At 40.1% G+C, this 15850-nt stretch carries 17 protein-coding genes; 14 read left to right on the top strand and 3 right to left on the bottom strand.

Going from position 1 to position 15850, the window contains the following annotated elements:
- Positions 1 to 71: 71 nt before the first annotated feature.
- The 5 genes from MKY65_RS18650 to MKY65_RS18630 all read left to right on the top strand — a co-directional run bounded on the left by MKY65_RS18650 (position 72) and on the right by MKY65_RS18630 (position 4194).
- Positions 72 to 809 (top strand): Cof-type HAD-IIB family hydrolase, encoded by a 738-nt coding sequence (locus MKY65_RS18650; protein ID WP_339179478.1) that lies wholly within the window; start codon positions 72 to 74, stop codon positions 807 to 809.
- Between the two features lie 317 nt (positions 810 to 1126).
- On the top strand, positions 1127 to 1309 hold the full coding sequence (locus MKY65_RS18645; protein WP_040978795.1) for a cold-shock protein: 183 nt from the start codon (positions 1127 to 1129) through the stop codon (positions 1307 to 1309).
- Positions 1310 to 1613: 304 nt separating this feature from the next.
- Positions 1614 to 3134: an aldehyde dehydrogenase family protein gene (locus MKY65_RS18640; protein WP_339179474.1), complete on the top strand. Its 1521-nt coding sequence runs from the start codon at positions 1614 to 1616 to the stop codon at positions 3132 to 3134.
- A gap of 112 nt (positions 3135 to 3246) precedes the next feature.
- Positions 3247 to 3612: a DUF779 domain-containing protein gene (locus MKY65_RS18635; protein ID WP_339179473.1), complete on the top strand. Its 366-nt coding sequence runs from the start codon at positions 3247 to 3249 to the stop codon at positions 3610 to 3612.
- A gap of 129 nt (positions 3613 to 3741) precedes the next feature.
- Positions 3742 to 4194 (top strand): IDEAL domain-containing protein, encoded by a 453-nt coding sequence (locus tag MKY65_RS18630; RefSeq protein ID WP_339179471.1) that lies wholly within the window; start codon positions 3742 to 3744, stop codon positions 4192 to 4194.
- A gap of 123 nt (positions 4195 to 4317) precedes the next feature.
- Here the strand turns inward: MKY65_RS18630 and MKY65_RS18625 are convergent, their stop codons facing one another.
- Together MKY65_RS18625 and MKY65_RS18620 are read right to left on the bottom strand one after the other, a co-directional pair.
- Entirely contained in the window at positions 4318 to 6315 is a 1998-nt protein-coding gene (locus tag MKY65_RS18625) for a penicillin-binding transpeptidase domain-containing protein (RefSeq protein WP_339179469.1), read from the bottom strand.
- 245 nt (positions 6316 to 6560) lie between these two features.
- A complete protein-coding gene (locus tag MKY65_RS18620; RefSeq protein ID WP_339179467.1) occupies positions 6561 to 7523 on the bottom strand; it encodes an LCP family protein in 963 nt (320 codons plus the stop codon).
- A gap of 410 nt (positions 7524 to 7933) precedes the next feature.
- On the opposite strand from MKY65_RS18620, the gene MKY65_RS18615 reads away from it, so the two are divergent.
- On the top strand, positions 7934 to 8086 hold the full coding sequence (locus MKY65_RS18615) for a hypothetical protein (RefSeq protein WP_175297007.1): 153 nt from the start codon (positions 7934 to 7936) through the stop codon (positions 8084 to 8086).
- 46 nt (positions 8087 to 8132) lie between these two features.
- Here MKY65_RS18615 and MKY65_RS18610 read toward each other — a convergent pair whose 3' ends face one another.
- Positions 8133 to 8783 carry a YigZ family protein gene (locus tag MKY65_RS18610; RefSeq protein WP_339179465.1) on the bottom strand — a complete coding sequence of 217 codons (651 nt, stop codon included), beginning with the start codon at positions 8781 to 8783 and terminating at the stop codon, positions 8133 to 8135.
- Between the two features lie 224 nt (positions 8784 to 9007).
- Here MKY65_RS18610 and MKY65_RS18605 point away from each other — a divergent pair, with 224 nt between their 5' ends.
- The 8 genes from MKY65_RS18605 (at position 9008) to MKY65_RS18570 (ending at position 15832) form a co-directional block, all read left to right on the top strand.
- Entirely contained in the window at positions 9008 to 10147 is a 1140-nt protein-coding gene (locus tag MKY65_RS18605; RefSeq protein WP_339179463.1) for a sensor histidine kinase, read from the top strand.
- A 251-nt stretch (positions 10148 to 10398) separates the two neighbouring features.
- Complete coding sequence (locus MKY65_RS18600; protein ID WP_042530169.1) at positions 10399 to 11091, top strand: response regulator transcription factor; 693 nt, start codon at positions 10399 to 10401, stop codon at positions 11089 to 11091.
- Between the two features lie 229 nt (positions 11092 to 11320).
- Positions 11321 to 12163 (top strand): DegV family protein, encoded by an 843-nt coding sequence (locus MKY65_RS18595; protein WP_339179460.1) that lies wholly within the window; start codon positions 11321 to 11323, stop codon positions 12161 to 12163.
- Between the two features lie 96 nt (positions 12164 to 12259).
- Positions 12260 to 13669: a DEAD/DEAH box helicase gene (locus tag MKY65_RS18590; protein WP_339179458.1), complete on the top strand. Its 1410-nt coding sequence runs from the start codon at positions 12260 to 12262 to the stop codon at positions 13667 to 13669.
- The gene (locus MKY65_RS18585; protein ID WP_339179456.1) at positions 13666 to 14343 is read left to right on the top strand and encodes a ComF family protein; all 678 of its coding nucleotides are present in this window, start codon (positions 13666 to 13668) and stop codon (positions 14341 to 14343) included. Before MKY65_RS18590 ends, MKY65_RS18585 begins: the two co-directional genes overlap by 4 nt.
- 218 nt (positions 14344 to 14561) lie before the next feature.
- Positions 14562 to 14984, top strand: coding sequence for a TIGR03826 family flagellar region protein (locus MKY65_RS18580; RefSeq protein WP_339179453.1), 423 nt, complete (start codon positions 14562 to 14564; stop codon positions 14982 to 14984).
- A gap of 74 nt (positions 14985 to 15058) precedes the next feature.
- On the top strand, positions 15059 to 15322 hold the full coding sequence (flgM, locus tag MKY65_RS18575; RefSeq protein ID WP_339179451.1) for a flagellar biosynthesis anti-sigma factor FlgM: 264 nt from the start codon (positions 15059 to 15061) through the stop codon (positions 15320 to 15322).
- A 27-nt stretch (positions 15323 to 15349) separates the two neighbouring features.
- Complete coding sequence (locus MKY65_RS18570) at positions 15350 to 15832, top strand: flagellar protein FlgN (RefSeq protein WP_339179449.1); 483 nt, start codon at positions 15350 to 15352, stop codon at positions 15830 to 15832.
- Positions 15833 to 15850 lie beyond the last annotated feature (18 nt).

Here is a 15850-nt window from a genome sequence, read left to right as displayed (position 1 = left end):
TTTTAGTAGTAAAAGTATCCGGGTTTCCAGTATACTTAAACAAGATAACAGAGAAATGAGGTATGAGTGAAATGACAAAATCGGTAAAGTTAATTGCCTTGGATATGGATGGAACATTGTTAAATCCGGCACTTGAGGTATCAAAGCGTAATAAGGAAGCCATCCAGGAGGCATTGCGTCAAGGTATCCAAGTAGTATTAAGTACTGGACGAGGGATTGATACATGCTATCCTTATGCAGACGAGTTAAAATTACAGACATTTATGATTACAGCTAACGGCGGCCAGGTATGGACAATGGAAAAAGAGTTGCTCCAGCAGAAACTGCTTGCTAATGATACAGTAGAAAAACTGCAGCAATATACCGAAGAAGCAGGGGTACACAGATGGATGATTTCTACGGAAGGTGTATTTCAAGGGGCTGACAAAGTAAATATACAAGATTATCAATGGCTGAAATTCGGATGTGCTTCAGAGGATCTGGATAGACTGCAGGAAGTCAAAGATAGGTTAAAAGAGCTGGAAGGGTTAGAAATAACAAACTCTTTGCCGACAAATATTGAAATTAACCCTGAAGGTGTAAGCAAAGCAAATGCATTATCTTTTCTTTGCGAGCGTACTGGGATCTCCATGGAAGAAATCATGGCAGTCGGTGACAGTCTGAATGATTTGAAAATGATTCAGCAAGTGGGCGTAGGTGTTGCGATGGGCAATGCGCAAGAAAAAATAAAAGAAGCAGCTAATGCTGTGACAGACAGTAATCTGGAAGATGGTGTCGGTAAAGCAATTGAAAAATTTGCATTGAAATAATTGATGATATCCATATGTTCCACCTATAGGAATACAAAAGGAATTGGGCAGAGTTCAAAAAGCTGTCCAATTCCTTTTGTATATATGAATCTTTTTATCATATATAGCCATTCAGCGCATATAATTAAAATAGAGCATTTCGCTTTTAGACAGTATATCGAAAAGGAAAGTAGTACAAGCTATAAGAAGCAGCTGTTGCATGAATTATTGAAAATAAAGGTACAATATTTGAAAAAAGTATGAAAAGTTGTTATGCTCAAAAGTTTCACTCTTTCAAAATTTAGCGTATACTGTATATAAGGAAGGGAGATGCTATAATGTCTTTTTCGCGTGGACCTAAGGAACCAGTGCCAGAGGTTGAAACAAACGTCTGGTCATGCACTCAAGAAGATTGTCAAGGATGGATGAGAGAATCGTTTAGTTTTGAAGCTGAGCCGAGCTGCCCTTTATGCCAATCTGAAATGGCAAAAGAAGTTCGGGTAATTCCTGAATTGAAGTAAATAGTATCTCTATAATTTACTGATGATAGAACGAAGCTAAGATGTAGCGGATTGATTTTGATTCGCTGCATCTTAGCATTCGTTAATCAGGAAATAGAACGCTTATTTTTCCATATGGTATAGTCAAGTTCAAATATCCATAACTGAGCAGGGCTTCTGCACATGAATATAAAAGATTTTCGTACATAAAAAATTTAATAGTTGAAATTATTGTAAATGTAAGATAATATTTGCTATACTGTAATAACAAATTAATATATTATTTACATTAAAATGTAATCGCTTACAATAAGGAGGAGTTTAAATGAGGTATGCTAATCCAAACACAGAAGGTGCTATCGTAAACTATGAAAAACGTTATGATAATTACATTGGGGGAAAGTATCAGCCGCCGCTAAAGGGAAACTACTTTGAGAATACAACTCCGATTACAGGTGAAGTTTTTTGTGAGATAGCCCGTTCCACAAAGGAAGATGTGGATGCGGCAATTGATGCAGCATACGAGGCGAAAGATGCGTGGGGGCAAACATCTGTCGCAGAGCGGGCACTGATTTTAAACCGCATTGCTGACCGGATGGAAGAGAATTTAGAAAAGCTGGCCGTAGCAGAAAGCTGGGAGAACGGAAAAGCAGTACGGGAGACCTTGGCAGCGGATATTCCATTAGCAATCGATCATTTCCGTTATTTTGCAGGGACGATTCGCGCGCAAGAGGGGACACTGAGTCAAATTGATAATGATACGGTTGCTTATCATTTTCATGAGCCGTTAGGAGTCGTCGGCCAAATTATTCCATGGAACTTTCCAATATTAATGGCTACCTGGAAGCTTGCCCCGGCATTGGCTGCTGGAAACTGCGTTGTATTGAAGCCTGCTGAACAGACACCGGCTTCGATTCATGTGTTCCTGGATTTAATCAGGGACTTATTACCAGACGGTGTGGTGAATATTGTTAACGGCTTTGGAGTAGAAGCAGGGAAACCGCTTGCCACAAACAGCCGTATCGCGAAAATTGCATTTACAGGAGAAACCACAACTGGCCGTCTTATTATGCAATATGCATCTGAAAATATCATTCCAGTAACCTTGGAGCTGGGAGGCAAATCACCAAATATATTCTTTGAAGACATATTAGATAAGGATGACAGCTTTGTAGATAAAGCAATTGAAGGTATGGTCATGTTTGCCCTGAACCAGGGAGAAGTTTGCACATGTCCGTCCCGCGCACTTGTCCATGAATCAATTTATGACCGATTTATGGAAAAAGCAATTGAACGTGTTAATCAAATTAAAATTGGCCATCCGCTGGACACAGAGACGATGATGGGCGCACAGGCTTCGGAAGAACAATTTGAAAAAATTAAATCCTACCTCGATATTGGCAAGCAGGAGGGAGCAGAGGTCCTTGTCGGCGGGGATGTTAATAAGCTTGACGGAGAACTGGCTTCCGGGTATTATGTGCAGCCGACGATTTTCAAAGGAAATAACAAGATGCGTATTTTCCAGGAAGAGATTTTCGGTCCGGTATTATCTGTAACGACATTCAAGGATAAGGAAGAGGCGCTGGAAATCGCGAATGATACACTATATGGTTTAGGTTCCGGTATCTGGACACGTGATATGAATACAGCATATCGTTTTGGACGCGGTATTCAAGCTGGACGCGTCTGGACCAATTGTTATCATCAGTACCCTGCACATGCCGCATTTGGAGGGTATAAAAAATCAGGAATCGGCAGAGAAAATCATTTAATGATGCTGGATCATTATCAGCAGACAAAGAATTTGCTGGTCAGCTACAGTGAAGGCCCGGCTGGTTTATTTTAAATAAAAAAAGGATATAGGAACAGTAGAATGGCAGGCATAGGTTAGATACATATGCCTGCCGAAACATACGGATTCTCTTGTCTGCAGTTACTTAAATAAGGAGGTGTTTTCCATGGTAGACAGAGTGGTTGCAACGCAGGATGCGCAGGACTTAATGGAGAAGCTGAAAGACATTCATGGACCGCTTATGTTTCATCAGTCAGGAGGCTGCTGTGACGGAAGCTCGCCCATGTGTTATCCGCTTGGAGAGCTAAAAACCGGCGAGTCGGATGTCTTATTAGGAAAACTGCCAGGCGATATCCCATTTTATATTTCTAGAGATCAATTTGAGTATTGGAAGCATACGCAGCTTATTATTGATGTTGTCAATGGAAGGGGCGGGATGTTCTCGTTAGAAGGGCCTGAAGGAAAAAGATTTTTAACTCGTTCGAGAGTTTTTTCAGAGGAAGAAGCAGAAGCGTTAAATGGAAGTCCATGATCATTTCAATTTTGAATAAAAAACCAAGTTTTCTAAACAATTAAAAATCTCTGCTTGATTTTTTAAAGTATATCCGGTAGAATAAATTAACAGAAAATTTAGAGTGTGTCCTAAATAAGGGGGGATAAGATGGTTACTGTTAAAATGTTAAAGCCTTATTATGTAAAGACAGAAGAGAAATATATACGGATTATTTTAGCATATCAATACTTCTCCATTATCATGAATAAGAAGGTATATCAATTTATCCCTGTAAAATCTACGGAAGTTCGTATTAATCGCAAGACGAAAAAAATTGAGAATGTCGATGATGTCTTTGCTTTTCAAAAAGGGAAAGAAGTACTCACTATCTCCATGTCACAATTGATTTCAATTCCCGGTTTTTTGGAAATGCTTCACCGTATTGCAGAATCCTATTATTTACCTGAAGATACACAGGAGGTTTCCGAACAGCAAAAGGCTTTAGACCAGCTGATATCAGAACTGGAGTATGAAAATGTCAGAAGGCTGATTGATAAAGCGATTGATAACGATGACAAAGAAACATTCTTAGAATTAACAAGTGCCTTAAACAATCAATAAAATGACTATATTTCCATTTCAGCTGTTTGGCAGATGCTATTCTGTTAAATGGCTTTCTTTTGTTTATAAAAAAGGGTTTGAGCAGCTTTATCATTGCTCAAACCCTTTTTCGTTACAAAAACGTTAATCCTTAATATCCATCAATATTTCTGTAGCTTTTTCAACTCCGGAGCTGCGGTCATTATTTTTGGTTCCTTCCACCATGATAGCAATCATGAGATCCTGGTCATCTGTCGGATAGCCGACAAACCAGCTATTTTCATCCCCGCTGTCTTCTCCGGTTAATTTTAATTCTGCAGTCCCTGTTTTACCTGAGATAGGAAAATCGGCTTCTTCAGCAGGTTTACCAGTTCCTTCTGTGACCACGTTTCGGAGGGACTCTTGGATTTGATCCGCTTGTTCTTCCGTAACTAAGCCTTCTTTCCAAAACTGGCCGGTTTCTTCATCTGTTAATAATGTCGGCTGTATCATATCTCCATTATTCAAGAAGGCAGAATAAGTAGTTGCCAGATGCAGCGCGCTCATTTCAATTTCACCTTGTCCATAGCTTGTGTGTGCCAGTAAATAATTGTCGTCTAACTCGCCTGAATTAGAAATGGTAGAATCTGAAACCGGATAGGTGTATGGGAATTCTTCTCCAACTCCAAATTCATGCAGCCCTTCAACAAAAGCATCTCCGCCCATTTCCACGGCCTTCATTGCAAAGTAAATATTATCTGAACGAACCAGGGCATCATCTAAATCAACAGGTCCGTCGGAGGTCGATACACGTGTTACATTGTAATCCTCCCATTGCAGTCCATCAATTTCAATGCCTTCATCGTATTCAATCGTACCGTTTTTCAGCCCGATTGCCCCAGTGACCGGTTTAATAACAGAACCGGGCGCAAACGTGGAGGAAGAACGATTCAGCATAGGCTGTAACTCATTCTCTTCCATATCCTCCCAATAATTTGGGGCGGTGCCATAAAGGATATCGTTTGGATCAAAGGACGGGCTGCTGACTAAGGCTAATGTTTCCCCCGTTTTTGGATCGATGACAGCTGCATTGCCGGGTTCCTCATCAAATCCTTGAAAAACATCATCCTGAATATTGATATCAATGGTTACCGTAATATTCTCTCCGTCTACTGCTTCTGTTTCAGCTAAAGTTACATCTTCTCCGTCATCTTTTGTTACTTGAATCGTCGCTCCTTTTTTACCGCGAAGCTCTTCTTCAAATAAACTTTCTAATCCCCGTGCTCCGATTCTGTCAGAAGAAGTGTATTCTGTCGGGTCTAGCTCTTCTAAATCCTCTGCATTTACAGAGCGGAGATAACCTACTAAGTGAGCAGTTATTTCGCCTTCTGGATAAACTCTGCCGTTTGTTTCGCGATAGGAAACGCCCTCGATTGCATTTAACTCCTGAACGGTATCTGAATCATCTGGGAGGATGGTTTTCAGCGGAACAAATAAATCATCTTCCACCCATTCTGCTTCGATACTGGAATTAATGGAATCGACAGATATACCAAGTAAACGGGCTAATTCTTCGCGCTTTGCTTCATTTTCTCCTAATTCACTTGGGATAACGCCAAATTCATATACGGTATCATTGATTGCCAGCGGCATTTGGTTTTTATCAAGGATTTCTCCTCTTTCAGGCTGATTAGTAGAAATCCGGATTTCTCCGCCATCGGCAAGATCAGGGAAGATAAAGCCAGAATCCCAATTGATCAGCCAGTTGTCCTCTTCCTCTTCATTTTCGATTAAAGTCAGTTCTGCCTGGTAATCAAATGAAATTTCACCTGCGATTGTGTTCATGTTAACAGTGAAGGGAATCGTTGCTATGCCATCGTCATATGCGTTAGCGACTTCCCTTTCTTCTAATTCCTGTATATTTATCTCAATATCAGTAGCAGAAATATCATCATATAATTTCCCTAAGCGCAGCGCGGAATCTTCTTCGCTATATGTATCTTTTGTTTCCTGAGAAAAAAGATTATACAGAGATTCATAGTCTCCTTCTTCTACTGCTTCTGCATATTGATTTAACGTATTTGTCGGGTCGGTTTGTTCTTCAGAGCACCCGGCTAACAGGGCGATAAAAAGAATCATCATCCATAAACTTTTTTTCCACATTTTCTAACCCCCATTAAAAAATATCTCTTTACGTAAAAGTATACCATGTTCTACATTTTTTTTAGAAAAATAGATAGAATGACATGAAATTTTTAAAAGTATATTGATCCAATCAGAAAAAAGCAGAGACTGTGTGAAAAAACGTCACGCTGTATATTTACCAGGTGACGTTTTGTTTTCCAATTGGAACTAGCTGTCTGTTTCTCTGAAGTCTATGAAAAGTCTTTCAGCAATGACACATTTCTTTATTCTTGTTCCATGTGGTCTGTAATTGTTGAATGGATACGGCTAAACTCTTCATCAGGTACAACATAATACCAAACTCCGCCGATGGTTTGACCGTCGCCTTCCATCTCCATTGTTTCTACATTATTTCTTGTTCCGCTATAATCTGTAAATAATGTTTGCAATCGTTTCATATCTAAATCAGTTTGGACATTATTTCCTAAAATGTCCAGAATGTTACTTGCTTTAGTAATACTTGAAAAGCTGGCCGCTTCGTCCATTGCAGCAACAATAACATCACGCTGACGTTCATTTCTCCCCATATCTCCGCGGCTGTCTTCGTATCTCATGCGGATATAAGAAAGAGCTTCCTCGCCATTTAAAGTGAGATTTCCTTCGCTGAAATCATGCCCGTCTTGAGAAAACGCCATGCTGTTTTGAACAGTAACGCCGCCTAAAGCATCAATACCTTGCTGGAAACCTTCCATATTTACACGTACATAAGAATGGATTGGCAAATCAAAGGCTTCTTCTACTGTTTCCACAGATAATTCGGTTCCGCCTCCTGTTTGAGCAGCTTCGCCAAATGCATAGGCATGGTTGATCTTATCCATTCCCCGGTCCGGGATATTTACATACGTATCACGAGGAATACTTAACATAAGCATGGAGTCGGTTCTTGGATTTAAGGAAAGCAGAATCATCGTATCCGAACGTCCGACATCTCCATCCCGCTCATCTACTCCCAGAAGCAGAATGTTAACTGCATCTGAATCGCTATAGAGCCGGTTGATTTCATCCTGCCGTTCAGGATCATTATCTCTTTCTAATGGACTATGCATCGATTCAACAACCTTGCCAACCTGATTCCACACAAAAAAGGCCCCGCCGCCGACAACTAAAATGAAAAACAAAATGATTCCACCAACAATAAATGGCCATTTTTTCCTTTTACGACTTCTATCATTTAATCTGGACACCAATATATTCTCCTCTATTCTTTCCTTAATTTAAACAAATTTTTACTAATTGTCAGGAAAAATAAATCTGTAATAGATTATATCGAAATTTAGATAAATCGTCTATGTTTAAAACAAATTTTGTGCGTACTATCTTCTCCTGAGAGCAGGACTTTTGATTCGATGTGAGATTTGAATCAGCTGTAAAGAGGAGTTTTGACGGAGGTGTCGCGCCTTTGAACGAATGAAATCGCTATCATTTATGAATCTATCAAAAGAGTTAAAAAATTTATCAAAATTAGTAGACAACGGTTCTATTTTTATATAGAATTACGTTTAGTAAGAAAATTCATCTTAGAGTGCAATATTACATATTTGCATGTAGAGTAAAGGTTAACGACTTTTAAGAAAAAATATTTAAAGGCGGTAGATGAATGGGCAGAGAGCAAGAACAGTATCAGAAGATATTGAAACGGGTTATTCATGATACGGAAAATCAAAAAGTAAATTCAATGGATGAAATCATTCAGTTACTTATTAAAGAATTATCTTTAAATACGACCACAAACATAAAAAGAAGTTATTAAATAAAAACTCTGTCGGATTATCGAGCAATCTGACAGAGTTTTTTTATTATGAAGGTGTATCCTCTACATCGATGTCGACATATTTCTGGCCGAGCAGTTCGAATGCTGCCTGCGCATTTGTCATTTCCGTTATCCAATCTTGGAAAGCATCGGTTTCTTCCGTTTTGACATAAATAATAAATGCGACATTCTCAAGATAATGAATGTCCTCCAAAAGATAGTTAGACTGTTGACGAATTTCGTTTTCTAATTTGCCGAGCAGTGTATATTCGACAGTGACGGAAACACCTTGCATCAGTTCTCTGCGGACGATTCCGGTCGTTTGGATGCCTTGTGTGGTTGCCGAGCCATAAGCACGGATAAGCCCGCCGGCTCCAAGTTTGATTCCTCCAAAATACCTTGTCACGACCACAGCAGTATCCTTTAATCCTTTTTTCTTTAACACTTCTAACATAGGGACACCAGCAGTTCCGCTTGGTTCACCGTCATCATTCGCTTTTTGGATATAGTCGGTTTCTCCGATAATATATGCGGAGCAATTATGTGTCGCATCCCGGTGTTCCTTTTTAATAGATTGAATAAATTCCTGAGCTTCCTCTTCTGATTCCACTCTTTTTACATTTGCGATAAAACGTGACTTTTGAATGATTATTTCGTCTGTACCCTGTTTATTTACGGTATAATAAGTTGATAGCATTTTATTTTCACCTCATTATTTTAAGTATTACATAACATCCCTGAGGAATTGTAACCAGCTGTGTCTTTTGGGGACGCCGTTTAAGTCCGATTGAGCAGCTGTTATCTTCCCTTCATTTTTAATTTAACGGATATATACCGGGCTTCGATGAAATTAATTTTTAAATAACCTTATAAAACCAAGAAAAGCTACGAATAATTATAACATAGGTTGGTGAGTTTCTTATGACAATAAGATTAAGCAGTCAAGCGATAGATAACATTGTAGAGAATGTAATGCAGATGGTGAATCAGAGTAAGGATGAAGTATTTGAAATTACCGAAGAAGGCAGAAAAGAGTATGAATATCTTTCTGGGGAATTAGAATCAACGAAAAAGAAAGTAAAGGAATATATTAAAAACGGAGATAAATTAGAGAACGATGTCAAAAGTCACCGCAAAAAGCTTGCTGCGGTCAGCAGAGACTTTATGAAATACTCTGAGGAAGAAGTGCGGAAGGTTTATGAAAAAACGCATGATCTGCAAACAAAATTAGTCATTATGCGCGAAGAGGAAAAACTGTTAAGGAAGCGGCGTGATGAGATAGAGCTCAGATTGACAAATCTTACACATATATTGCAACGCGGAGAAGAGCTTACCGCTAAGATGACGGTTATTTTTAATTTTATGATGGATGACATGAAACAGGTCAATGAGATGATTGAAGATGCCAGAGAAAAACAGGAATTTGGTTTGAAAATCATTGAAGCACAAGAAGAGGAAAGGAAGAAGCTTTCCCGGGAAATCCACGATGGGCCGGCTCAAATGCTCGCTAATGTCTTATTACGGTCCGATATTCTGGACTATGTCATAAAAAAAGGGTCGCCAGAAGAAGTGAACAAAGAAATTAAATCGCTGCGGAAAAATGTTCGTGCTTCTTTACAGGAGGTCCGGAGAATTATCTATGACCTGCGTCCCATGGCCTTGGATGATTTGGGACTTATTCCGACAATCCGGAAATATGTTGACAGGCTGACCGAATATCATGATATTCATGTGGATTTTATTGTATTTGGGGAAGAAAAAAGATTAGATTCAAAATATGAGGTTGCTTTGTTCCGGCTAATGCAGGAGGCTGCGCAGAATGTGATAAAGCATAGTGGAGCAACAACAATCAAGGTAAAATTAGAAATTTTAAAAGACCGATTGATCCTGATTGTAGCCGATAACGGCAAAGGGTTTAATCCGGAAGAAAAAAGTGATAATTCCTTTGGATTAATCGGGATGAAAGAACGCGTGGAGATGCTTAACGGCAAGTTGGAAATCGTTACAGGGCAAGGAAAAGGAACAACGGTTACAATTAATGTTCCATATTCGTTAACTTAAGTATATAATGAAAAAGAGATATTGTAGAAAAAAAGTGCTTTTTGCAGAAAAGTAGAAAGTATCTGGATTTTTTATAGGGGTGTCATCATTCATAAATAAGCTGTTAAAAATAGTTTGAGCTGAAATGAGACAATAATGATGAAATATACTACAATAGACTTATTTAATCTAGAGAAAACTATCTATCTATTAATGATGAAGACAACATGACAGTTCAATTAGTATCATCTAGTAGAAAAGGAGATATATATATGGACGCACAAAAAGAAGTAAATATCGTATTAATTGATGACCACAAATTATTTCGCGAAGGTGTCAAACGAATTTTAGAATTCGAACCGGCATTTAAGGTAGTTGCAGAAGCGGATGACGGAACGGATGCAGCTAATCTTGTGAGAGATAATAATCCGGATGTTGTGTTAATGGATATCAATATGCCTAAAATTAATGGGGTACAGGCAACTGCTGACTTACTGAGACAATTTCCGCATACAAAAATAATCATCCTGTCTATCCATGATGATGAAAATTATGTGACACATGCTTTGAAAACGGGGGCACAAGGCTATCTGTTAAAAGAGATGGATGCAGAAGCACTTGTTGAAGCAATTAAAGTAGTGAGCGAGGGCGGTTCTTATTTACATCCGCGCATTACACATAATTTAGTAAAAGAGTATCGCCGTCTTGCACGGGAAAATACTTCCAGCCTGGCAAACAGACATGTAGAGCACCGCAAACCGCTTCATTTATTGACAAGACGTGAATGTCAGGTACTTCAGCTGCTGGCAGAGGGGAAAAGCAACCGTGCTGTAGCAGAATCGCTTTATATCAGTGAAAAAACAGTAAAAAACCATGTAAGTAATATTCTCCAAAAAATGAATGTGAATGATCGTACGCAGGCTGTTGTGTGTGCTATACGAAAAGGCTGGGTAGAGGTTATTTAATAAGATAAACAAAAAAAGCGTCCTGATTGAGTCTGTCAGGGCGCTTTTTCCCTCCTTTTGGGCAAGCAGACTTTCTCTTTTTACCATAAGAGGTAGAAACATTCGCCTTGCCGGAAAGCATTCGATTTTTACAGCAGTTTCGTGTAGAATAATGTCAAGTAAGCCGTTTCCTATGAGGATATACAGAACAAGACAGTATAGTACCAGAAAAGAAAAGGGGTAATTGCCTATGAAAGTTGCTGTAATGACAGATAGTACAGCATATATTACGCCGGAAGAACGGGAAAAATATAATATTCATATGGTTCCGTTGAGCGTCAATTTTCCGGATGGTTCCTATCGTGAAGAATTAGATATTACCACGGAAGAGTTTTATCGGAAGCTTGCAAACGCTAAAGAATTGCCAAGTACCTCACAGCCGTCTGTCGGCGAGATGACGAAAAAATTAGAAGCATTAGCAGAAGAATATGACGCTGTTATTTCGGTTCATTTATCGAGCGGGATAAGCGGCACCTATCAGACAATGGTAAGTACAGGTGACATGGTGGAAGGAATCGAAGTGTATGCCTACGATTCGGAAATCAGTTGTATGCTGCAGGGCTTTTATGTACTTGAAGCTGCTGCAATGGCCCAAAACGGAGCATCCGCAGAAACTATTTTAGCGAGAATGGATGAAATGAAAAAATCAGCCCGTGCTTATTTTATGGTGGATGATCTAACGAACCTCCAAAAAGGAGGAAGATTATCGAATGCCCAAGCGATATTAGGAAGTCTGTTACAAATCAAACCGATTCTTCATTTTGAGGATAAGCTGATTGTTCCTTTTGAAAAAATCCGCACGAAGAAAAAAGCAATCTCTCGTATCCTTGGCATGCTGGAAGAAGAGGTTGATGCAGGTAAGGAACTGCGGGTTGTGTTTATTCATGGGAATGACCGCACTTATGCCGAAAAGCTCGAAGCAGATTTTAAAGAAAAACACCCGGAAATCGAAACATCTATCAGCTATTTCGGACCTGTTATTGGTACGCATCTCGGACAAGGCGCTGTTGGCGTCGCTTGGTACAAAAAATAGAATAAAACTTCATTCAGCAGCAGAAAAGCTCACTGAATGAAGTTTTCTGCTAAATAGATGCTTTTCCCCACAAATTACGGAGGTGTTATATTACGTATGGACAAACAGATCCCGCTATCCCCTGCACTCCTCGCTCAGGCCTTATCCGGAAAACGATTATTAGAAGATGAAGTCCCCATTCCTCAAACCTGTTTTCAAGTACTCCAATCCACGAAGCAGCTCATACCAATTCCTGCAATAGAAAATAAAAAAGGAGCGCCCCAATGTATGCGCTGCGGAAATACTTCCCTGCAATATTTTTCCGAATATCCCTGTGGAATTTGCCAGAAAACCCATTTATATTGCCGGAATTGTATCCAAATGGGGAGAATCAGCGAATGCAAGCCGCTGTACAGCTGGAATGGTACAGAAGCACGCTGGCCGGAGCATGCCAATCCGTTAACCTGGGAAGGACAGTTAACGCCGGCTCAAAGCAAGGCTGCGGCTCACCTGGAGCGAGCCGTTAATGAAAAAAATCCATCCTATCTATGCTGGGCCGTCTGCGGTGCCGGCAAAACAGAGATGCTGTTCCCGGCAATTACTGCGGCTTTGAAGCGTGGGAATCGTGTTGCTTTGGCTTCCCCACGCGTCGATGTTATCCGGGAATTACTCCCCAGAATGAGACAGGCCTTTCAAAACATCACCATAGAAGCCCTTTATGGCGGCAGTGAGCATCGTACTGGCAGGTCTCAATTGATTTTAGCCACTACACATCAACTGCTGCGCTATTATCAGGCATTTGATGTATTAATCATTGATGAGGTAGATGCTTTTCCTTATTATTTAGATAGAAGCCTGATGTATGCTGCCAAGCAAGCTGTTAAGAAGCAGGCTACGACATTATACCTCACTGCTACCCCTCGTAAAAACTTCAGGCTGCAAATGAAGCTTGGAAAGCTCCCGCATGTTTTTGTGCCTTTGCGTTACCATGGACATCTTTTACCTGTTCCCCAATTTAAATTTTCCTTTTATCTAACCAGTCAGCTGACAAACAGAAAACTTCCCCGTGCCTTATTAAAGTGGCTGGTTCAAAGAAAAAACCGGAAGCGGCAGCTCCTTTTGTTCGTACCAGAAATTGCTATGGCAAAAGAATTAAAGGAAGTTATTTCCGACGCCTTGCTTAAAACAAATACAATAGCAGCTGCTGAAAAATTAGAGATTGTTTTTGCGGCGGATCAGGATAGAGAAGAGAAAATCATTCAATTTCGAGAAAAGAAATTACATGCCTTGATTACAACAACAATCCTGGAAAGAGGGGTGACCTTCCCCTCTGTGGATGTAGCTGTGCTGGGTGCCGGCCATGAAGTATTTAATGAAGCTGCACTGGTGCAAATTGCTGGACGTGCCGGAAGAAGTGCGGCTGATCCATCAGGAGAGGTTATTTTTTTCCATGACGGGAAAACAGACGCAATGGAAAAAGCCCGACAGATGATTTTAGATATGAATGCAAGGGGGAGCAAACGTTGAATATTTGTTTATACTGCTATGCCCCTTTAGAAAAGTCCTTGAGCTGGTCGAATTGGCTGACAGTAGAAGAAAATTCGGTTCTCTGTGAAACCTGTGCCGCAAAACTTAAAATAATTTCTGGGAACCGGTGTGAGATATGCAGCCGGGCGTGGAACGGCGCCATTTGTTCCGATTGTCAGCAGTGGAGGCAATTAGGAGAAAATATAGAAGGGAATTATTCTATTTACTATTATAATGAAACGATGCGTGACCTGATTACCCAATGGAAATTCCGGGGAGATTATGTATTAAGAGAAGTTTTTCGGAAGGGCCTGCAGCATGCTTTTGAAAAACAATTTGCTTCGATTACGCCATCCATAGCGGCCGTGCCTATTCCATTAAGTAAAAATCGAATGCAGGAGCGGGGGTTTAATCAATCATTAGCTCTGGCAGAAATGCTGGATATTCCAGTAAAGCATGCGTTGGGAAGAAACAGCGGGGAAAAGCAGGCAAAGAAAAATCGGAAGTCGCGTTTAAAAAGAGGGAATCCTTTTTTTATCACAGAGGCCCTGCAGCAGCCGGCTTTGATTGTGGATGATATTTATACAACTGGTACAACTGTCCGGCATGCAGCACAGCAGCTGAAGCTTCACGGCTGCCCGGCAGTGTATTCCTTAACAGTAGCACGAAGTTAGAAGTGCAGGCCTGCACAGGATGAATAATAGAACTGCTCCCAAAACTGCGAAACGATTTGTTATAATAAATGTAACGAACGTAAAATAAATCGAATTTACTATTAACAATAGCGGCAATAGTGACGATGATATAAGTAGGCAAAAGTATTTCGTGAAAATAAAATATGAAATGATAAATTCCTTCCTGGCAATATGCAGAGCAGAGAGGAGAAACGGCAATGGGAGAACTGGCAAACTGCGAACGATGTAATCGTGTGTTTGTGAAGCAATTTAGAGAAATATGTAACGAATGCTATAAAAAAGAAGAAGAAGATTTTAGAATGGTATATAACTTTTTAAGAAAACGGGAAAACCGGATGGCTACAATTGGGCAGATTGTAGAGGCGACAGATGTAAATGAAAGTATTCTTCATAAATTTATCCGGGAAAAAAGGCTCCAGCCTTCTCACTTCCCTAATTTGTCCTATCCTTGTGAAAGGTGCCAGCGACCTATTACAGAAGGGACTTTATGTGATGCTTGCCAGACAGAGCTGAAGGAAGAACTGGAGCGGCATGACGCAGTGGAATCCATTCAGGAAAAAGCGCTGAAAGAAGAAAGTAAAACAACATATTATGCAAAAGGAGAATGGAAGAAAGATTAATATACCAGAATCGGACAAAGAAAGAGTAATGCAGTATCCAAAGAAATCACGCATTACTGGAAGGGGTGCAGAAATTGAAAATACATGGACCAAATCCAACCAACTTTAATCCATATAAACAGGCATTTAAGGATAAACAGGCAATCGAGTCTGAAGCATATAAGAAGGACAGTATTGAGATATCGCCGGAAGCGAAGAAGCTGCAGAAGCAGGAGCAGCCGAATGAAACGCGGGCAGCGTATGTCAATGAGATAAAACAGAAAATCGAGAGCAATCAATATGAAATAAATTATGAGAAGATTGCTCAGAAAATGCATGATTTTTGGACTGGTAAGTAAGGGAATACCGTCAAAGGAGGAAACGGTGTGGGCATACAGCTGATACACGCAATGAATGATTTAACCGCAACACACAAAGATTTACTGGGATTATCCAAGCGAAAGACAGAAGCTTTGACGAATAATAAGCTGGATGAATTTCAGGCATTGCTTTTAGAAGAGCAGAAGCTTATCCGTCAGCTGGAGAAACAGGAACAACAAAGACAGGAAGCCGCAGAAGCATGGAATCAAGAACAGCCTGATGCCGCAGCATCACTGACCATTACAGAGATTTTGGACAGGCTGGATGGAGAAGAACAGAAAATGGCAGCAGATGCAGCGGCTGCACTAACGGATACAATGACAGAGCTAAAAAGACAGGAGCAATTAAATAAAGCATTACTGGAAGAATCGATGAAGTTTGTTCAGCTTTCGATGGAATTAGTTAATCCTTCCATCAACTCAATGAATTACGGAAATGGATCCTCTGATAAGATGTCCAACCGTTCTTTATTTGATTCGAAAGCGTAGAAAAGGAGAGAAAAGAAG

It is taken from the genome of Oceanobacillus sp. FSL W7-1293 (genome assembly GCF_037969815.1).
Lineage (GTDB): Bacteria > Bacillota > Bacilli > Bacillales > Amphibacillaceae > Oceanobacillus > Oceanobacillus oncorhynchi.
Note: the sequence above shows the minus strand (reverse complement) of the source record. Positions and strands in the feature narration are given on the sequence as shown.